Annotated in this window: 15 protein-coding genes; 8 read left to right on the forward strand and 7 right to left on the reverse strand. The window is 44.7% G+C overall.

Annotated features, from left to right (window positions below):
- Positions 1 to 334: 334 nt before the first annotated feature.
- From ACRRS0_RS17865 to ACRRS0_RS17875, 3 genes are all read right to left on the reverse strand, one after another.
- Entirely contained in the window at positions 335 to 841 is a 507-nt protein-coding gene (locus tag ACRRS0_RS17865; RefSeq protein ID WP_432451863.1) for a hypothetical protein, read from the reverse strand.
- 571 nt (positions 842 to 1,412) lie between these two features.
- Positions 1,413 to 1,718, reverse strand: a complete 306-nt coding sequence (locus tag ACRRS0_RS17870; protein WP_432469378.1) for an outer membrane beta-barrel protein — start codon at positions 1,716 to 1,718, stop codon at positions 1,413 to 1,415.
- 98 nt (positions 1,719 to 1,816) lie between these two features.
- On the reverse strand, positions 1,817 to 2,329 hold the full coding sequence (locus ACRRS0_RS17875; RefSeq protein WP_432451862.1) for a hypothetical protein: 513 nt from the start codon (positions 2,327 to 2,329) through the stop codon (positions 1,817 to 1,819).
- 228 nt (positions 2,330 to 2,557) lie between these two features.
- On the opposite strand from ACRRS0_RS17875, the gene ACRRS0_RS17880 reads away from it, so the two are divergent.
- Together ACRRS0_RS17880 and ACRRS0_RS17885 are read left to right on the forward strand one after the other, a co-directional pair.
- A complete protein-coding gene (locus ACRRS0_RS17880; protein ID WP_432451861.1) occupies positions 2,558 to 3,439 on the forward strand; it encodes a site-specific integrase in 882 nt (293 codons plus the stop codon).
- Between the two features lie 2 nt (positions 3,440 to 3,441).
- Positions 3,442 to 4,482 (forward strand): IS91 family transposase, encoded by a 1,041-nt coding sequence (locus ACRRS0_RS17885; protein WP_432451860.1) that lies wholly within the window; start codon positions 3,442 to 3,444, stop codon positions 4,480 to 4,482.
- 256 nt (positions 4,483 to 4,738) lie between these two features.
- Here the strand turns inward: ACRRS0_RS17885 and ACRRS0_RS17890 are convergent, their stop codons facing one another.
- From ACRRS0_RS17890 to ACRRS0_RS17900, 3 genes are all read right to left on the reverse strand, one after another.
- Positions 4,739 to 5,347: a hypothetical protein gene (locus ACRRS0_RS17890; protein ID WP_432451859.1), complete on the reverse strand. Its 609-nt coding sequence runs from the start codon at positions 5,345 to 5,347 to the stop codon at positions 4,739 to 4,741.
- 519 nt (positions 5,348 to 5,866) lie between these two features.
- The gene (locus tag ACRRS0_RS17895; RefSeq protein WP_432451858.1) at positions 5,867 to 6,856 is read right to left on the reverse strand and encodes a transposase; all 990 of its coding nucleotides are present in this window, start codon (positions 6,854 to 6,856) and stop codon (positions 5,867 to 5,869) included.
- 88 nt (positions 6,857 to 6,944) lie between these two features.
- The gene (locus ACRRS0_RS17900; RefSeq protein ID WP_432451857.1) at positions 6,945 to 7,547 is read right to left on the reverse strand and encodes a TnsA endonuclease N-terminal domain-containing protein; all 603 of its coding nucleotides are present in this window, start codon (positions 7,545 to 7,547) and stop codon (positions 6,945 to 6,947) included.
- A 473-nt stretch (positions 7,548 to 8,020) separates the two neighbouring features.
- Here ACRRS0_RS17900 and ACRRS0_RS17905 point away from each other — a divergent pair, with 473 nt between their 5' ends.
- The 6 genes from ACRRS0_RS17905 to ACRRS0_RS17930 are packed head-to-tail and all read left to right on the forward strand — an operon-like array spanning position 8,021 to position 16,595.
- A complete protein-coding gene (locus tag ACRRS0_RS17905; RefSeq protein ID WP_432456143.1) occupies positions 8,021 to 8,218 on the forward strand; it encodes a helix-turn-helix domain-containing protein in 198 nt (65 codons plus the stop codon).
- A 3-nt stretch (positions 8,219 to 8,221) separates the two neighbouring features.
- Positions 8,222 to 9,157: a restriction endonuclease gene (locus ACRRS0_RS17910; protein ID WP_432451856.1), complete on the forward strand. Its 936-nt coding sequence runs from the start codon at positions 8,222 to 8,224 to the stop codon at positions 9,155 to 9,157.
- A 14-nt stretch (positions 9,158 to 9,171) separates the two neighbouring features.
- The gene (locus ACRRS0_RS17915; protein WP_432451855.1) at positions 9,172 to 10,896 is read left to right on the forward strand and encodes an N-6 DNA methylase; all 1,725 of its coding nucleotides are present in this window, start codon (positions 9,172 to 9,174) and stop codon (positions 10,894 to 10,896) included.
- Positions 10,886 to 12,196 carry a restriction endonuclease subunit S gene (locus tag ACRRS0_RS17920; RefSeq protein ID WP_432451854.1) on the forward strand — a complete coding sequence of 437 codons (1,311 nt, stop codon included), beginning with the start codon at positions 10,886 to 10,888 and terminating at the stop codon, positions 12,194 to 12,196. The genes ACRRS0_RS17915 and ACRRS0_RS17920 overlap by 11 nt, the downstream gene beginning before the upstream one ends.
- Entirely contained in the window at positions 12,193 to 13,434 is a 1,242-nt protein-coding gene (locus tag ACRRS0_RS17925; protein WP_408674225.1) for an FRG domain-containing protein, read from the forward strand. Before ACRRS0_RS17920 ends, ACRRS0_RS17925 begins: the two co-directional genes overlap by 4 nt.
- Positions 13,431 to 16,595 (forward strand): type I restriction endonuclease subunit R, encoded by a 3,165-nt coding sequence (locus tag ACRRS0_RS17930; protein WP_432451853.1) that lies wholly within the window; start codon positions 13,431 to 13,433, stop codon positions 16,593 to 16,595. Before ACRRS0_RS17925 ends, ACRRS0_RS17930 begins: the two co-directional genes overlap by 4 nt.
- Before the next feature lie 131 nt (positions 16,596 to 16,726).
- Here the strand turns inward: ACRRS0_RS17930 and gcvP are convergent, their stop codons facing one another.
- Positions 16,727 to 19,612, reverse strand: coding sequence for an aminomethyl-transferring glycine dehydrogenase (gcvP, locus tag ACRRS0_RS17935; RefSeq protein ID WP_432451852.1), 2,886 nt, complete (start codon positions 19,610 to 19,612; stop codon positions 16,727 to 16,729).
- Positions 19,613 to 19,710: the final 98 nt, after the last annotated feature.

The raw sequence follows: 19,710 nt of genomic DNA on the forward strand, positions 1-19,710 counted from the left end.
AATGTTACTCAGGATTGCCGCTCTCACCCATCTTATACTTCACTGGTCTAGCGTTGAAAGCTGCGGGCAAACACTATCGTTATCTGGCTAATTCAATTGAGCATCGCAACGTTCTCTATACCCCCTATAACTTGCTCAATAAACGACCAAGATACAAGACTCAGATTAAACAACGCTCACTAGCCTAAAGCCTTAGATACGCTAAAGATACGCTAAAGATACTCTACACGAGCCCAGCTAAATACGGGACTGAAAAAGCATGAGTATATTCGAGGAACATCAGGCCCTCCCTCCTTTTATTCCAAGCAGCAATATCTTGGGCTCGTTGAATTGCCTACGTTTTGTTTTCGCTTGTTTTGCGTATTATCTGTGGGACAAATCTTTCACTAAAGCCTGCGACAAATGACCAGAAAAACAATTTGGCTATATCTTCACCTGTTTTGGGGTAAGTCAAAGATATCCATTGGTAAAAATCATTTGCGTTAGAAATATTGAATTTGTTCGGATATTCTGGGAATAATTCACCTTGAATTATATTACCGATAAACATCAGCATAAGAACTAACGCAAATATTCCACCATTTATCGGGATCAGTGTTATAGATACCCAAGAGGTTGATAATGTCTTTAACTCTTGCAATTTTATTTTCGGTAGTCGCTGTTGAATGCTCACAAAGCCGCCTAACAGCCCAGAGGCAAACACTAATGTGACTAGGTATGACCTCTTATCATCATGTAATCCATACAAGCCAATCGCTAATATAAGCAAAATTAACCCAGTGAAAGATACTAACCTCTTTGTTACTGCTTGAAGATGTTCTTGACGTTCTAAATCTTCCATATGTTACTCCTTCAACATGATGAAGACAGACATAAAAAACCAGACATAATGATCCCGGTGAAAGTCTCAATCTTCTGCATTAAACGAGGTTTAGCCGAACTAGAGACACACCATAAGATGCAAGTCTTAATATAAGGGAAGAGGAGCCAATACGTCATGCTTACATCCCCACCATCCATCATTCACTATAATCAATATATCTAGAGAATTTGAGATATTCAGCAGGGTTGGAAGATTTATAAGGGGATCCATGAATAAAGCGGCTTTCTCACTTCCCTCATAGACAAACTGCCGATATTTTTTAACGACCCGTTTCCGCTGTTTTCCAAAGAGCAATCGGGTCTAATCATCCGATATTCTAGTTTAGACAGCCATGCTAACTATCGAATAAGCATCAGTCGATGTTATCAACTCAAATCTGTAGTTGGGGTGGCTGTCTAGTTATCTTCGTCTTCTCTTTTCATTTTTAGTTAAGAGAGCAAGGCGCTAAAGGGTGCAGATATTTATAGTTACTCTGCCCCTTTTATTGCAACTGAAAGTGTCCAATTTGGGTTAACTAAAACAGAATGACTTAAAATGACACGCTTAAGCCGATATTGGCGGTATTGATGTCAACATCCTTAAGTCCCAAGCGCTGTATGCCAACATGCATCGCTGTTCTCTGATTGAAATGATATTGCCAACCAGCCTGCACGGTATAACCAATACCATCCTTATCGGTAGATGGGCCCGATTTAGGGTCCATTTTTACTTCATTGGCATTGATTCCGGCAGAGAGATAAAGCTCATGGTTTTGTGCGAGAGGATAGTATCCTACGGCACTCAGAGAGATAGCTTTGTAGTCAATATCTCGCTCTGAAGTGGTCGTCTTACCAATATCTGGTAAGGCCTGAGAATCCTAGACATTTTCTAGGAGCTCAAACAACAGGTGTTTAAATCCTTAACTTGTAGTTGGAAAGAAGCTTGCTATACCTGCTATATCGGTCTAACAAATTGTGAAATTCCTATGCCAAAAGAGACTATGAGCAGAAATAGACCTTTATATAGATAGTCTTTAGATTTACTTTGAGTAATCCAATCATCTACTATGTAAAAATCTGCAATGGCTTTAACTTGACTCTGTCCCTTAGCCCTAGCATGTACAACCTTTTTGGGAGATCCTCCAAAAGTTGCCACCGTATTCATAACAATTAAATCAGGCTTAGAGTACCTTAGCCAAGGTACTTTAGTGGAAAGCACTTCCGACAGTTTATTAAAGCCTTCATCAGAAGGTCTGAGTACACTATAACTGTTATCCCCAACGCTATTTACATCATAGGAATGAAGGGTTACAACAGCGCTTTTGACATCACCCCATTCAGATGTTGCGTCGGCAATACCTCCAAGAAGACCATCGTTTCCCATTGCCATAACAAGGCTCGCAATTAAGCCAATTAGCGCAGACCAAAACCCACTCTTATTTTCTATTTCAAATCCAGCTACTTCCATTGTGCCTCTCTAGCTGTAATGCCCTGTTAAGGTGTGAGCAACGCAATGCAGAAGCTGCCGCAGACGCCTTAATCACTAAACACAATGCAAAGCAAAAATGCCAAGCGTTGCGAATCACTCTTAAACAGCTTGTTGAACGAAGCCGCTCTGCGGCAGAGTGCATAGCACCTGATATCTCATACTCAATGTGACACGGCCAATCGGTCGTGATGAACCGGAGTATGCAGCATGAACCCTACCCAACAACATCGTTATCATGTTTTATATAAACAACACCTTACCAATTTAACCTTACAAGGGAAACGACCAGCCACCATTGATGCGTACTCGCGTGCGGTACGTCGGATTTCTGCCCACTTTGACCGCTCCCCCGATACCTTAAGCACCGCTGATTTAAAGGCCTATTTTGCTCAACTCATTAGCAGCCATTCTTGGAGCACCGTGAAGCTAGACCGCAATGGCTTGCAATTTTTTTATCGCTACACCCTCGAGAAACAATGGCAGTGGTTAAACATTGTGAAGCCTCCTCAAGTGAAGCGCTTACCCGATATCTTAAGCCCTGCGCAAGTCGGCTTCGTGATTAGCATGACGTCGCAACCCCGCTATCAAGTCTTCTTCTTGGTGTTGTATTCCATGGGGCTGCGCTTGAGCGAGGGCTTACACTTAAGCATTCATGATATTGATAGTCAGGCCATGCAAATCCATGTGCGGGATGCTAAAGGCGGCAAAGACCGCTTCGTGCCCATGCCGCGTCGCACCCTTCAGGTTTTACGTCACCATTGGCAAAGCCATCGCCATGCTCGTCTGCTGTTTCCACGCCAAGGTAAACAGGTGGATGTGCCTATGGATAAAGGCGGCGTACAAAAAGCCTTGAAGCGGGTATTGCGCGATTGCGGTATTCATAAACCTATTAGCCCGCATTCGCTGCGCCATTGTTATGCCACCCATCTGCTTGAACAAGGCTTGGATTTACGCTCCTTGCAACACTTGCTGGGACACGCCAGTTTAAATACCACTGCACGTTATACCCAGTTGACCCAAGTGAAGCAATTAGATGCCGTAAAGGCAGTGAATAAACTCACTGACTCTCTCACACTCATGTGGCCGTAACCATGAGCACCTTTATTGATTTACTTCACCAACATGAGGCCGAGCTTGCACCGCTTTTAAGGGCGGATGCTAAACGGGCAATGTATGCCATGCTGCGTTGTAAAACTGAGCAACAAGGTCACAGCCTTTGGCAGTGTGAACATTGCCCGCATCAAGACCAATTGACGCTGTCTTGCGGCCATAGGCATTGCCCCCAGTGCCAACACCATTGCACCACTGGCTGGTTAACTCGCCAACAACACAAGCTGCTACCCACGACTTACTTTATGGTGACCTTCACCCTGCCTCATGAGCTAAGGGCTTTAGCCCGAGTGCAGCCTAAAGCCTTATACCAAATCATGTTCAAGGTGGTATCAAGCCTGTTAAAGGACTTTGCCAAACGCCAGAACCAGGGGGAATTAGGGTTTACCGCCGTACTGCATACCCATAGCCGCCAGCGTAACCTGCATCCCCACTTACATGTATTGGTGGCCGGTGGGCGCTATCACCGTGCGAAGCAGCAGTGGCATCACTGCAACAAGAAGTACTTGTTTAACGCCTTTGCGCTGGCCAAGGTATGGCGAGGGAGAATGCTAGATGCGCTCAATCAACACCCAAACATCAAGTTGCCCCCGCATATCCCCACCAAATGGGTGGTCGATTGTCGCAACGTAGGTTTTGGGCTGCCCGCGCTACAGTACTTATCTCGCTACTTGTATCGCGGGATCTTATCCGATAACGACATCATCAGTACCAATAACGACCAAGTGAGTTTTAGGTATCTAGATAGCCAAAGCCACACCACCAAAATCCGCACCTTGCCTACCTTAAGGTTCTTAAGGCTTATCTTGGCGCATGTATTGCCCAAGGGATTACAGCGGGTGAGAGATTATGGTTTTTTACGGGGCAACGCCAAACACATATTGCGGCGCATTCAGTTACTCCTGCGAGTGCCGCAACGCGTGAACCTCGCCGCGCTCCAAACCGACAAGCACAGCGCGACCCGGCCATGCCCTTGCTGCCAGCACCCCATGCACTGCACAGGCGTGAGTCGAACGAGCTAGCCGAAAGGCGAACAGGATAAGGAGAATGGCAGGGCTTAACATGAGGATGAATACATAAAAAAAATAACAGCTTAGCATCATGTATGACAGGTAAAGGCTTAACGCCATTCACCCAGTCTTAGCCAAACTCGCCTTGTAAAAAGTAACAAGGCCTTGGCCCCGCCAACATCAATACCGTTATTTACTATAGAAGGGAGCATCGGGCTTGTTCAACACCCGAATAAGGTGGCGGCTACGCGACACCTATTCTTATTTGTTATATAACTGATGCGAAAGCCTTTTCAAGAACTTCTTCTACGCTACCTGCATGACAACTAATTGCTCCAGTAACATAATGAGAGTGTCCATTTTCAACTTCAAATTCATAGGAACTAGCAAAATCCAAATACTCATCCCCAGAGAGCTCAACACCTTTGTTTTCCAAGTACTCATAAACTTTAACCATGAAATTAAACATACATGGATTAACGTTTACGACGTCACCATACCAACCTAAAACAGACTTAATTACGATTTCTTCATCAAAACGGTACTTGCTAGGAATAGTTGAAATTGCTTCTTCTACAAGGTTGGTTGGGACTAGGCATAAATAAAGCAGATCAGTTGTAATTGGAGGAAGTTCTTGAACGGGAATAATACGTAATTCATTCACCAATTCTTCTTGATGGTGGAAAAGGTTTCTAAGCGCTTTTAACGCGATGAACTCCTGTATATCATAAAGGCTGCCCAACTTTGCCTTCCCCAATTTGTCATTGAGACTATGAACTGCATTTAACAGGTTGAATAGTGTGTCCAAACTTGGGTTGACACAATGCGCTTGATACAATCTAAAAACTCTTTCGCTTGCAGGAATTACAGCTTTCATTTTTTCCAAAATTTAATTAGTTACATAACAGCTTATAAGAAGAAAAATTCTTTATTTAAACATTGTATTCTTCTTATCATACAATTGATAAAATAGATTATCACCTTTATTAAACTACATCAGCGGCCTATTTCTAAAAATAACAAAAACATCAACATAAAAGAATTCAGCCTTTGTGGAAAGGAGGAATTGCAAATCACTTGTTTGTATTCGGCTCTTCACCGAATGTAGTGGAAACACTTTCAACAAACATTAATGAGCGAGATAATAAGTAAACGTTCATTAATACCTCGCGACTACTAAATATTTAGACAGCCATACTAACTATCCAATGAGCATCAGTCGATGTCATCAACTCAAATCAACTTTGAAGAGCCAACTTGTTCTTAAACACCTTACATACTGGGGCGTTAATCAAAGCTTTAGTCAATGCGAAGCGATTCATGAGGGCGAAAAACGTAGTGATTCGAGATATGCTAAATACCTACTCAGTCGACAAAAAATCAGACTATAAATTACTTACCCAGCATCAAGCCAGCGTTTAGCTGCTGCCATGCCTTTAATTCGCTGTTGCTTATGCTGGTGTTTGTAACGTTCTAGCGAGTGACCAGCCCCAACCACACTGGCGAAGTGATGCTCTAAACCCGTGCTTAAGGCTAACCAGCTTTCTTCATCGATTTGTAAGCGCTGTAAAATGGGCGCTTGTGCATCATCGATATAACCACGTTTATCTTCTCTGATAACTCGACAGGTAAGTTCCACCAGTTGCAGGTAGTCTTGTAACTCGAAAGGCAAGCCTTTAGGCATGGTTTCTCTGGGGTTACCGACAAAAGGCATTAGCGGCTTGGGTTGCTGACCTTGTTTGGCTTGCTGAATGCGCTGTTTGATACTGGTGTGGTCCGAGGTTTCAGGCGTACTTGCCATATTTGAGCGAACCGGGTTTAAATCCACATAGGCCATACAGGCGGCAAGTGCTGCTTCATCGAGTAAGGCTTGTGATTTAAAACGGCCTTCCCAAAAGCGCCCAGTGCATTGGTCTTCTTTATTGGCGGCTCGAGCAATATGTTCATTTAAATGGCGCATAAACCAGCTTAAATCAAAGAGTCGAGTCCGATACACTTCGGCGGTGGCGTGAATGGCCTGTAGTTGCACCTCACTTAACTTTGGACGTAACTCAGAATTGAGATACATTTGAGTCAGTAAGGTGCCTTGGTGCAAAATATGCCAGCGCTCTAAGACTTCATCCATGGACCAGGCTTCGGCTTTGGCCTTATCGATGTGCAATACCACATGAGTGTGATTACTCATAACAGCATAAGCACAGACATCAATGGCAAAAACCGCAGTAAGTTGCAGCAAATAGTCTTCCACCCACTGGCGACGGTGCTCATAGCTTTTACCACTTTGCTTGTCTTCGCCACATAAAAAAGCCCGCCGAACACAGCGGGAAACACAATGATAGTAAGGCGTATCCGATAAGCTCACTTGCGACTGTCTTGACCGAGGCATGGCAATAACTCCAAAAAAACACTATTGATAGTTTAGATTATTACTGGCATTTGGCTAGTTTGGGTGGATGTCTAATTATCTGGGACTTTTACACCCGCAAAGACCTCTCCGACTTGGCCCTTGTAAGACCGTAAGCAGGGTGGATGTCTAATCTATCTTTGGAAACATGAGCATCAGTGATGAGCTCAAATCGGGTTCCTTCTTCCTCATGGTACCTGCGCTCCAGTTCCAGCTTTTCGAACGTTCGATTCAGAGATACCGGATGCCTCGACTCAAAGTCCAGTGAGCTCATCGGCTTATAGGACTTGGCAACTTTGATGATCTGCTTGCTTTGCGGATCGTATTGCCTGACCACTAAATCGGTGGACAGCACATAGGCTTCACCATCCTTATCGGTCGGATAGCGAATGCCCATTTCGGAGGCGATGCGGATAGCCCTTTCCAGGTTCCACAACGGAAACTGCTCGAAATAATCAAGCGTTGACGGCAATGCTTCAAAGCGAACGCCTGAACGGTATTCACCATCAGACAGGAAGTGGTGGTTTATTCTCGTTTTAACACCACGCAAAAAATGCCTGCGAGTACCCTTCGGACCACTCCACACCTTGATGATGGCCTCATAATTGCCTTTCGCTAGTTCGTTAAGCCAGTCGTGAATAATCTGGCTTGCCTTGGTAACTTTGACTCTCATCGACTTTCTGAAACCGTCCAAGAGCCAGTTTCTAGAAAGCTATTTCTCTCTTTTCCAGTGGCTAAGGCAAAGCCTCTAATCGAGGCACTCAGATAACCGACATGAGCGATTGGGTACGAGTCTTTTGAGAGGCTAAAAGCAACTTGTGGAGAGGGCTTGCACATTGACTAATTCCTGTTCACTAAAAACGGCTTTATACCATCAAAGAACAGAAAACGGCAGTCTATAAAAACACCTAACCGTATGATATAATTAAAGAATATATTATTTAGAAAATTCAATTAATGTCACTAATGAAGGTTTCTGCCACCGCCTTAAAAACACTCTTTTTTGCCACAATTTCTAAGCCTTTGACCTTCCTAACAATCTCATTTTTGATCTGGCTGCATACTATTGAAGTTATTACTAAAATGTCATTGAGGTTTCCGCAATTTTCTCATACTCTCGTTTTGTTCTATGAGAGAAAAAATTTAATGACTGACAAAATTTTAACCATTCAGGAGGTGGCTTCGTACCTCAAACTGAATGAAAAAACAGCTTACAGACTCGCAAGCAAGGGAGAACTTCCGATGTTTAAAGTTGGTGGAAGTTGGCGTTGTACACGGGTCGATTTAGAAGCATGGATTGAAGAGCAGAAAGCTAGCCCTCAAGCTGGCGAGAAGAAACGATAAGGAATGTCTTTGATCCCCAACTATCAACAATTTATGCGTCCCTTCTTAGAAGTTGCCCACGCCGCCAATGGCGAAGTGCGTCTGCGTGATGTGATTAACCAGATAGCAGACAAGTTCGCACTTTCAGAAGAAGAACGGGAAGAAAAGCTCCCCAGTGGTAGACAGCCCATCTTGGACAACCGAGTTGGTTGGGCAAGAACTTACCTAACCAAAGCAGGCCTTCTTGAGGTAACTCGCAGAGCTCACTTTGTGATCACAGAGCGCGGTATTCAAGCCCTTAAAGAGACCGATTCAGAAATCGATAACAGCTACCTGACGCAGTTTGATGAGTTCATCGCTTTCAAAGAGCAAAAGAACAGTGAATCAAACGAAAGCTCAAAGACTCCTGTTAAAACAGAGCATGATACCGATGAAGACGTCACCCCCGATGAAGCATTACGGGCGGCCTACAAAAAGATTAACGACGCGCTTTCTGAAGAGATGCTGGAGCGCACGCGCAAGGTCACTCCCGCCTTCTTTGAAACCCTACTAATTGAGCTGCTCCTAGCCATGGGCTACGGCGGTAGCGGAGAAGGTGCAGCCCATGCATTAGGTAAAACTGGCGACAATGGTGTTGATGGTGTTATTGACCAAGATCCATTAGGAGTTGATCAAATCTATATCCAAGCCAAACGTTATGCCGAGGGCAATAACGTAAGTGCTGGTGACATCCGAGACTTCTTTGGAGCGCTAAATCTTAAAAAAGCGCAGAAAGGTATTTTTATTACTACCTCAGATTTCACCACATCAGCTATCGAGACAGCACAAAACTTAGGTACTCGCATTGTACTTATCAATGGCACTGAATTAGCCAAGCTCATGCTGCGATACAACATCGGCAGTCGAGACGAGCAGGTATTGCACCTGAAGAAAATAGACGAAGAATTTTTTGAGAATTAATAACGAGACCACACATGAATAATGCAGAACAGCAATTTTTAAAAGAACTAGACATTAAACTTTGGTCAGCAGCTGATAAATTGCGTAATAACCTTGATGCCGCCAACTACAAACACGTTGTGCTTGGTATCATCTTCTTAAAGTATGTGTCAGACGCATTTGAAGAGCGCCAACAAGAGTTACGTCACTTGTTCACTCAGGACGATAGCGACGACAATATTTACTTCATGCCTCGTGAAGATTACGACTCTGATGAAGAATACAACGATGCAGTTAATGCGGAATTAGAGCTGCACGAATACTACCAAGAGAAAAACGTTTTCTGGGTGCCAAAACAGTCACGCTGGGAGTTTCTTAAAAGCACCGCAGCAAGATCCATAGGTGATGACATTGAGTTAGAGAATGGAGAAACATTCAAGCTTACCTCTATATCCAAGTTAATCGACAATGCCTTAGAAGCCATCGAAACCTATAAAATCGACGACAAGCTTGCCAACCCCAAGCTAAAAGGGGTTCTGCCTCGCATCAGTCGTTATGAGGTAGACAATCACAACCTGACTGAACTCATTAATAAGTTCTCTGATACCAGCTTCCGCAACCCTGAATACAACGGCGAAAAGCTCGATCTACACAGTAAAGACATTTTGGGTCATGTTTATGAGTACTTTCTAGGGCAATTTGCGTTAGCCGAAGGCAAACAAGGCGGCCAATATTATACGCCCAAAAGTATCGTTACCCTGATCGTTGAAATGCTACAGCCTTATCAAGGCCGAGTTTATGACCCTGCAATGGGCGCGGGTGGCTTCTTTGTTAGTAACGACAAGTTTATTGAAGCTCATGCGGCGGATAAACATTACAACGCTAGCGAACAGCGCAAACATATCTCCGTTTATGGACAAGAGAGCAACCCGACTACTTGGAAGTTGGCCGCCATGAACATGGCTATTCGTGGTATCGATTTTAACTTTGGCAAAAAGAATGCTGATACTTTCCTTGAGCCCTTGCATCAAGATATACGAATGGACTACGTGATGGCTAATCCGCCGTTTAATATCAAAGATTGGTGGCACGCCAAATTAGAGGGCGATATCCGCTGGAAATATGGCACACCGCCGCAAGGCAATGCCAACTATGGCTGGATACAGCATATGCTGTACCAACTAAAAGAAACTGGGTCCATGGGTCTTCTATTAGCTAATGGTTCCATGAGCTCGAATACCAACAACGAAGGTGAAATCCGCAAAGCGTTGATTGAGGATGATAAAGTCGAATGTATGGTTGCTTTACCAGGGCAGCTATTCACCAACACGCAAATTCCAGCCTGTATTTGGTTTTTAACCAAATACAAAAAAGGCGGGAATGGTAAGCGTGATCGTCGGGGTGAAACTCTGTTTATTGATGCGCGTAACCTCGGTTTTATGAAAGACCGCGTACTGCGCGACTTTACCAGCGATGATATTGCTAAAATTGCCAATGTTTTTCACGCTTGGCAATCTGGTACTGACTATCAGGACGAAAAAGGCTTTTGCTTCAGCGCCAAACTTGAAGACATGCAAAAGCATGATTATTTATTAACGCCCGGCCGCTATGTCGGTGCAGCCGATGCAGAGGAAGATAGTGAGCCTTTCCCTGAAAAAATGCAGCGATTAACCGCGCAATTAAAATCTCAGTTTGAAGAATCTGACCGAAGAGAGAAGGCGATTAAGGAAAATCTAGCGGGGATTGGTTATGAGTTCTAATTGGCCATTGCATTCTTTGTCAGATTTTATCAATGTAAAACATGGATTTGCATTTAAAGGTGAGTTTTTCAAGGTTGAACGCACAACTGATTTATTGGTGACTCCTGGCAATTTTGCTATAGGCGGTGGCTTCAAGTCAGATAAATTTAAATTTTACAAAGGTCCTGTGCCAGAAGATTACGTCCTTAGTGAAGGGGAGCTGATCGTTACGATGACGGATCTAAGTAAGCAAGCTGACACGCTAGGGTATTCAGCGTTAGTACCGAAAATAGGCAAATGTCGATTGTTGCATAATCAACGCGTTGGGCTAGTAGAATTCAAAAATGATGAGTTAGATAAAACTTATCTATATTTCTTACTTCGTAGTAAAGAATACCGGCATCATGTTGTTAGTACAGCAACGGGATCAACAGTTAAACATTCTTCGCCTACAAAAATTTTATCTTTTGCGTTCAGAAAGCCACCTAAAGATATTCAAATAGATATTGGTAAGAAGTTAATTGCGTTAGAAGAAAAAATTGAAAACAACACCCAAACCAATCAAACCCTAGAACAAATCGCACAAGCGCTCTTCAAAAGCTGGTTTGTCGATTTTGATCCAGTCAAAGCCAAGATGAATGGCGAGCTACCAGAGGGTATGGATGATGCCACTGCCTCGCTATTCCCAGAAAAGCTCGTTGAGTCTGAGTTGGGTTTGATTCCTGAAGGTTGGGAGGTTGGTGCTCTATCTGACTTGATGGACTTCAATCCAAAGAGAATTCTTAAAAAAGGCACAATTGCACCTTATTTGGATATGAAAAATATGCCAACTTCTGGTCATCTTGCGTTAGATATTTATGACCGTGAAATGGGAAGCGGAACAAAATTCATGAACGGTGACTCACTGTTGGCACGTATCACACCATGTTTAGAAAATGGTAAAAGTGCATATGTTGATTTCCTTGAAGATGAACAAGTTGGCTGGGGTTCTACTGAATATATCGTGATGAGATCGAAGTTAGATAGCTATAAGTATTTCAGTTATTACATGGCTCGATTTGAACCTTTTAGAAAGTTTGCTATTCAAAGTATGACTGGTACAAGTGGGCGTCAAAGAGCACAAGCCAAAACAGTCGAAACAATGCCGTTTGCTCTCCCTCCGATTTCAATCTTGGAAAAGTTTGATGAGTTTGTTGCTCCAAATATGCAGATGATTAAGAGCCACGGTAGTGAGAATCGAACTCTTGCTGCCTTGCGCGATACGCTACTTCCTAAATTGCTTTCCGGCGAAATCAATTTAACGAGTGAGGTTGTTGCATGACAACTTCAACTTCTTATTGGGATAAAATACCCCTCTGGAATAGTGAAAATCCAGAGTACAGTTTTGAGATTACCTCTGACGCATTTAGTGGCCGTATTCCGGTTACACGTTTAGAGCATTGGCGCGACTTTTCCTCTGTGCTGGAAAGCCCGTTTTTTAATCGTGTTGATACTCAATGTATTTTTCGTGGACATCGACGTTTTGATTGGGAAATGACGCCAACGCTCGCGCGGGTTACTCAAAACGGCATTGTTACCGAAGACATTGCCAAACGCCAGCTGGAGATGTTTCGCAAGGCCATACGCGGCAGAATTTCTGACCACTCGTTGCTTGATGATGAAGACGAACGTGAGCACGACGAGCTTTGGTCAATCGGCCAACATCATGGTTTGATGACTCCGCTATTGGATTGGACCTACTCGCCCTATGTTGCGTTATTTTTTGCTTTTGCCAAAGAAGACCAGCAAGACGAAAAAGACAATCCTTATCGTGCCGTTTATATCCTAAATAAAAGCTTTATATCAGATGATGAACTTTGCCCGGATATTCGTGTATTTGAGCCGAAAAAAGACGATCACGGCCGCTTGGTTAGCCAAGCCGGGCTTTTTACCTTTTCGCCTTATGACGCCACGATTGAAAACAAGTTAACCGAAGTGTTAACCGATGAAGACTTTCCAGATGACGAACTAAAAACAGCGGCTGAAGGAGAGCAACCAGGCATTCTCGCTAAATATATCTGCAAGGTGTACATCAAAAACGAAGAGCAGCAAGAGTGCTTGAAGCATCTAAGGCGCATGAATGTTCACCATGCTAGCTTGTTCCCCGATTTAATTGGTGCGGCTGATTATTGCAATATTTTTATGGCAGAGATTGAGCGTGATAAGGCCTTGCAGAAACAGCACGCTGAGCCCGTGCAAGAATTTGCAACTGAAGACACGTCACAACCTGCGCAACCGGCATTACCACAGGGTCAAAATGCTGGCTCTATCCTCGAATTACTGAAGTCCACACCTGAAAGCCAAGAAGTGGAGCCTAACCGTATTCAGTTGATTGCGGATGAGCTGAATAAATACCTTTCAAAATCCATGGTTGTGGATTGGCAAGCCCGCGACACGGTGCAAGCGGAAATGAAAAATGCCACCCGCGTGTTATTGCGTAAGTATGGTTACCCCGTTAATGCGAGAGATACCATCGTCGAGAATATTTTGGAAGTTGTTGGTGGAGGGAGTGACCAATGAACGAAGAACAACTAGAAAACCTCTGCTTAGACTGGTTCCATGAAGGTGGCTGGGATGTTTTGCATGGCCCTGATATTGCGCCAGATAGCGAGAGCCCACTACGAAATGACTACGCGCAAGTGGTATTGGGTGAGCAACTTCGATCGGCATTTAAAACGATCAATAAGCACCTACCAGCGGCACAGATAGATCATTGCTTCGAGCAGTTTAAAGCCATTGTTTTAAAGCCTGAAAGCTTGGATTTAATCACCAATAACCGCGCATTTCATCGGTTGTTATTGGAAGGAGTCCCTGTTGAATACAAAAATGACGATGGTGAACCAATTGCAGATCATGCTTTTATCATTGATTTCGATAACCTAAACAACAACACGTTTTCAGTTGTAAATCAGTTCACGATCACTGGTACTAAACAGCCACGCAGACCTGATATCATTTGTTTTATCAATGGATTGCCTATTGCTGTTCTTGAGCTCAAGAGCCCAAGCGATGAAAATGCCGATATTTGGGATGCCTTTAATCAACTGCAAACCTATAAAGATGAAATTTCTGATCTGTTTGTTTTCAATGAGGCGTTAGTCGTTAGTGATGGTTACACCGCTCGGGTAGGCTCTCTCACTGCCAACCAAGAGCGTTTTATGCCTTGGCGCACCATTAAAACTGAAGATGATAAACCGCTACTGGAGTGGCAACTAGAAACCATGGTGCGGGGCTTCTTTGATCGTGAATTGCTGCTGGATTACATACGATTTTTCGTCTTGTTTGAGACCGACGGCGAGATCATTATTAAAAAGATTGCTGGTTACCACCAGTTTCATGCAGTGCGTGAAGCGGTAAAGGCCACGGTAATTGCGGCACAGCAAATGGATGGCGTAAGTGAAAAACGGGCAACATATGCTGATGAAGTAATACCTGGTAGTAAAAAAGCCGGTGTGGTCTGGCATACTCAAGGTAGTGGCAAAAGTATTTCAATGTGTTGCTATGCCGGTATGTTGCTTCAGCAAAAGGCCATGAATAACCCAACACTGATTGTCGTTACCGACCGCAATGATCTAGATGGCCAGCTCTATGCCACATTTTGCAATGCAGTAGAGCTCTTGAAGCAAACACCTGCTCAAGCATCTGACAGAGATGCATTGAGGCAGTTATTAGCTGAAAGAGAGTCTGGTGGCATCATTTTTACGACAGTTCAAAAGTTTGCGCTGCTTGACGACGAGAAACATCATCCAATTCTCAATGACCGTCACAATATTGTTGTTATCTCGGATGAAGCACACCGTAGCCAGTATGGTCTCAAAGCGACACTAAGTGCGGATGGCCAATATAAGTTTGGTTATGCTAAGCATATGCGCGATGCGCTGCCGTTTGCTTCTTTTATTGGTTTTACTGGCACACCCATTTCACAAGAAGACAAAGACACTCGCGCTGTATTTGGTGGTTATGTGTCCATCTACGACATTCAAGATGCAGTAGATGATGGTGCAACCGTTCCTATTTATTATGAGTCACGCTTGGCAAAGCTTGATTTGAACCACGCTGAAATCGCCGAGTTGTCCGATCAAGTAGATGAAGTGGTCGAGGACGAAGAGGACGTCAGCAACCGTGAGAAAACCAAGGGCGAATGGAGCCGTCTTGAAAAGCTTGTTGGTGCGACTCCTCGCTTAAGCCAGGTTGCAGTGGACCTGATCGAGCACTTTGAGACACGCAATGCCACCATGGATGGAAAAGCCATGATCGTTGCCATGAGCCGTGATATCTGTGCGCACCTCTACAATGAGATTGTTGCACAGCGCCCCGAATGGCATTCGGATGATCCTGAAAAAGGGGCTATTAAGATTGTTATGACAGGGTCAGCTTCGGATAAGCCACTTCTGCAACCCCATATCTATAATAAAAAAACGAAAAAACGCTTAGAGAAGCGCTTTAAGGATCTCAACGACCCACTGAAATTAGTCATTGTAAGGGATATGTGGTTAACAGGGTTTGATGCGCCATGTTGTCACACCATGTACGTAGATAAGCCAATGAAAGGCCATAACTTGATGCAGGCAATTGCTCGGGTTAACCGCGTGTTTAAAAACAAGCCTGGCGGTCTAGTTGTTGATTACATCGGTATAGCTAATGAACTTAAGCAAGCACTAAAAACTTATACGGACTCAAAAGGGAAAGGGGAGCCGACGCTCAATGCAGAAGAAGCTTTTTCAATCCTTTTAGAAAAAATAGATGCTATCCGTGGCATGTTCGGTAAAACGCCAAAATCTGATGGTTTCGACATTTCGGGCTATGAAACAGAAGCGCATAAACTATTGGTGCCTGCCGCCAACTATGTGCTCGGCTTAGAGGATGGTAAAAAGCGTTTCTTAGACTTAGTGTTGGCAGCGACGAAATCTTACTCATTATGCAGTACTTTGGATGAGGCTAAAGAGTTAAGGAAAGAAATTGCCTTTTACTCAGCCATTAAGGCCGCTATCAGCAAGTTTACCAGCGTTGATAAAAAGCGTACTCAGGAAGAAAAGAACTCGGCACTGAAACAGATTCTTGATAACGCAGTGATCGCCGAAGGCGTTGCTGACGTGTTTGCACTTTGTGGCTTGGACAAGCCTAATATTGGCTTGCTATCAGATGAGTTTTTAGAAGACGTGCGACAGATGCCAGAGCGCAATTTAGCTGTTGAGTTACTTGAAAAACTACTTAAGGACGACATTAAAGCGAAAACACGCAATAACGTGGTGCAAGAGAAAAAATTCGCTGAACGCTTGCAAGAAACACTTAGGAAGTACAATAACCGAGCCATTGAAACGGCGCAGGTGATTGAAGAACTGATTCAAATGGCGAAAGAGTTTCAGGAAGAAATGATGCGCGAGGCTGAGCTGGGCTTAAATCCAGATGAAATCGCGTTTTATGATGCTCTAGCCAACAACGAAAGCGCAGTACGTGAGCTTGGCGATGAGATCCTTAAAAAGATTGCCGTCGAAATTACTGACAAACTCAGAAAATCGACCACGGTTGACTGGCAAGTTCGTGACAGTGTTCGTGCTAGATTAAAAATACTCGTGCGCCGCACTTTACAACGCTGGAAATATCCACCTGACAAAGCCGCTGAAGCTGTCGAGCTTGTGTTAAAGCAAGCAGAGTCATTGTCAAACTCTTGGACTAGCTAGCCAGAAGAGAAAAAGCGAACCTACCGGTTCGCTTTTTCAGTCTAAAACTCAGAAGTTAACCAACTTCATTAAGATAACCATCTTCATTAAATCGTTAACCAACTTAATTAATGATCCCCATCAATGATCATCTACTCCTGGTACGCTTCCATCGGCAAGCAGGCACAGAACAAATTCCGGTCGCCATATACATCGTCGATACGATTGACCGTTGGCCAGAACTTGTTTTGCTTCACTGCCGCGCTAGGGAATACCGCCAGCTCGCGGCTGTAGCAGTGTGGCCATTCGGCATCGGTAATGTCATCCAAGGTATGTGGTGCAAATACCAGCGGGTTGTCTTGCAGCGTCCACTCTCCGGTTTCTACCTTGGCTATTTCACCGCGAATGGCTAACATTGCGTCAACAAAACGGTCAATTTCGGCTAGCGATTCTGATTCAGTTGGCTCAACCATCAGCGTACCCGCAACTGGGAAACTCATGGTAGGTGCGTGGAAGCCGTAGTCGTTGAGGCGTTTGGCCACGTCCATTTCGGTGATACCAGTCGCTTCTTTAAGGGGCCGCATATCAATAATACATTCGTGCGCAACCCAGCCATTTTTACCGCTATATAAGATAGGAAAGGCTTGACTTAAACGGCTGGCAAGATAGTTCGCGTTTAAGATGGCAATCTCTGAGGATTGACGTAAGCCTTGGTTGCCCAACATGGCCACGTACATCCAGCTAATCGGCAAAATAGACGCGCTACCGTAAGGAGCTGCCGCAACGGCCGCATTGGCATGACTAACTTTACCATTGCTCACAACCCTGTGGCCTGCCACGAACGGTGCTAAATGCGCTTTCACCCCAATCGGGCCCATACCGGGGCCGCCACCACCATGCGGAATGGCAAAGGTTTTATGTAGATTAAGGTGGCTTACATCTGAGCCAATCGAGCCTGGTGAAGTTAACCCAACTTGGGCGTTCATATTGGCGCCATCCATATATACCTGACCACCGTTGTCATGAATAATGTCACAAATTTCTTTAATCGATTCTTCATAAACGCCATGGGTACTTGGATAGGTGATCATGATGCAAGATAACTGCTCGGCTAGCTCGCTGGCTTTACTACGCAGGTCACCCATATCTACATTACCCAGTTTATCACAGGCAACCACCACCACTTTTAAGCCCGCCATATGGGCCGAGGCTGGATTGGTTCCATGGGCCGAACTGGGGATTAAACAAATATTACGGTGATGATCACCACGGCTGGCGTGATATTTTTGAATCGCTAACAAACCTGCATATTCACCTTGCGCACCCGAGTTTGGTTGCATACAAATTGAATCGTAACCAGTGATGTTAACTAACCAATCTTCTAGTTGGCTAATCATGGCATGGTAGCCCTGCGCCTGTTCACTTGGGCAGAAAGGGTGCATGCTGGAGAATTCTGGCCAAGTCACTGGGATCATCTCGGCAGTTGCGTTGAGTTTCATCGTGCATGAACCCAGCGAAATCATCGAGTGATTAAGCGCCAAATCTTTACTCTCTAACTTGCGAATATAGCGCAATACATCGGTTTCACTGCGGTAACGATTAAAAACCTCGTGATCTAAAATTGGCGTATCGCGTAACAAGGTTTGTGGAATGCAAGTCTCCCCCTTCACAACCACATCTAAACGCGCCGCATCCAAGCCGTGGCCTTCGCCCAACAATACGCTGAATAGATCATTCACATCGGCAGCGGTCGTGGTTTCATCAAGGCTTAAAGCAACTCGGCCCTCCAGATCCATGCGCAAGTTAATGCCCAAGGCTTCACTGCGGGCTTTAATTAACTGTTTATCGGCCACCGGAATACACAGCGTATCAAAATACTGAGCATGCTCAGGGCTGAGACCTTTAGCCTCGAGGCCGTGAGCTAAAATAGCCGTTAAACGATGGATCCGTTGGGCTATGGTGCGCAGGCCATCAGGGCCATGGAACACCGCGTAGAATGAAGCCATATTGGCGAGTAAGACCTGCGCGGTACAAATGTTTGAGTTAGCTTTTTCACGGCGAATGTGTTGCTCTCGGGTTTGCAGCGCCATGCGCAACGCAGGCTTGCCTCGGCGATCTTTAGAAACCCCAATAATTCGTCCGGGAAGCGAGCGTTTATAGGCATCACGGGTGGCAAAAAATGCCGCATGCGGGCCACCGTAACCCATGGGTACGCCAAAGCGTTGAGCACAACCCAGCACCACGTCAGCCCCCATCGCGCCAGGTGATTTAAGCATCACCAAGGCCATAATATCGGCGGCCACTGCAACAATGCCCTTATCAGCGTGAACTTGCCCGATCAGCTCGCTTAAGTCACGCACTCGACCACTGGTGCCTGGATATTGCAGCAGCGCACCAAATATATTGTGTTCCACTACACTTTCGGCGGGACCAACTTCAGTATCGAAACCGAAGAAATCGGCTCGCTCTTGAACTACGTCGATAGTTTGCGGATGCACATCATCGGCAATGAAAAATAAATTAGATTTTTTGTTTTTAGACACCCGCTTCGCTAACGCCATCGCTTCGGCAGCAGCAGTGGCTTCGTCGAGTAATGAAGCACTGGCTAACTCCATCCCTGTGAGGTCGAGGCTTAACTGCTGAAAATTGAGTAACGCTTCTAAACGGCCTTGAGCAATCTCGGGCTGATAAGGCGTATAAGCGGTATACCAACCAGGATTTTCAAATACATTACGCAAAATCACATGCGGCACATGGGTATTGTGATACCCCATCCCGATGTAGCTACGATACAGCTTATTTTGCTTGGCTAAGTCACGCAGGGCACTTAAAGCCTGCTGTTCAGTTTGGCTCTCTCCAATGTTTAGACCTTGGCTAAGGCGAATCTGCGCCGGCACCGTCTGCTCGATCAGTTGTTCAACCGAATTTAGCCCTAGTTGCTGCAACATGGTGGCCACTTCGGCTTGGTCGGGGCCTATGTGGCGGCGAATGAAGTCTTGGTTTTGCTCTAATTCATTTAACGGCAAAGACGGGTTCATTGAAGTATTCCTGTATAACTGAAATAAAGTGTGTTTGCGTTTAGTGGTATTTAAATTCTTTTAGATAAAAAAAGCGCCCCGACTAGCGGAGCGCATCA

It is taken from the genome of Agarivorans sp. QJM3NY_29 (genome assembly GCF_050870835.2).
In the GTDB taxonomy this organism is placed as follows: domain Bacteria; phylum Pseudomonadota; class Gammaproteobacteria; order Enterobacterales; family Celerinatantimonadaceae; genus Agarivorans.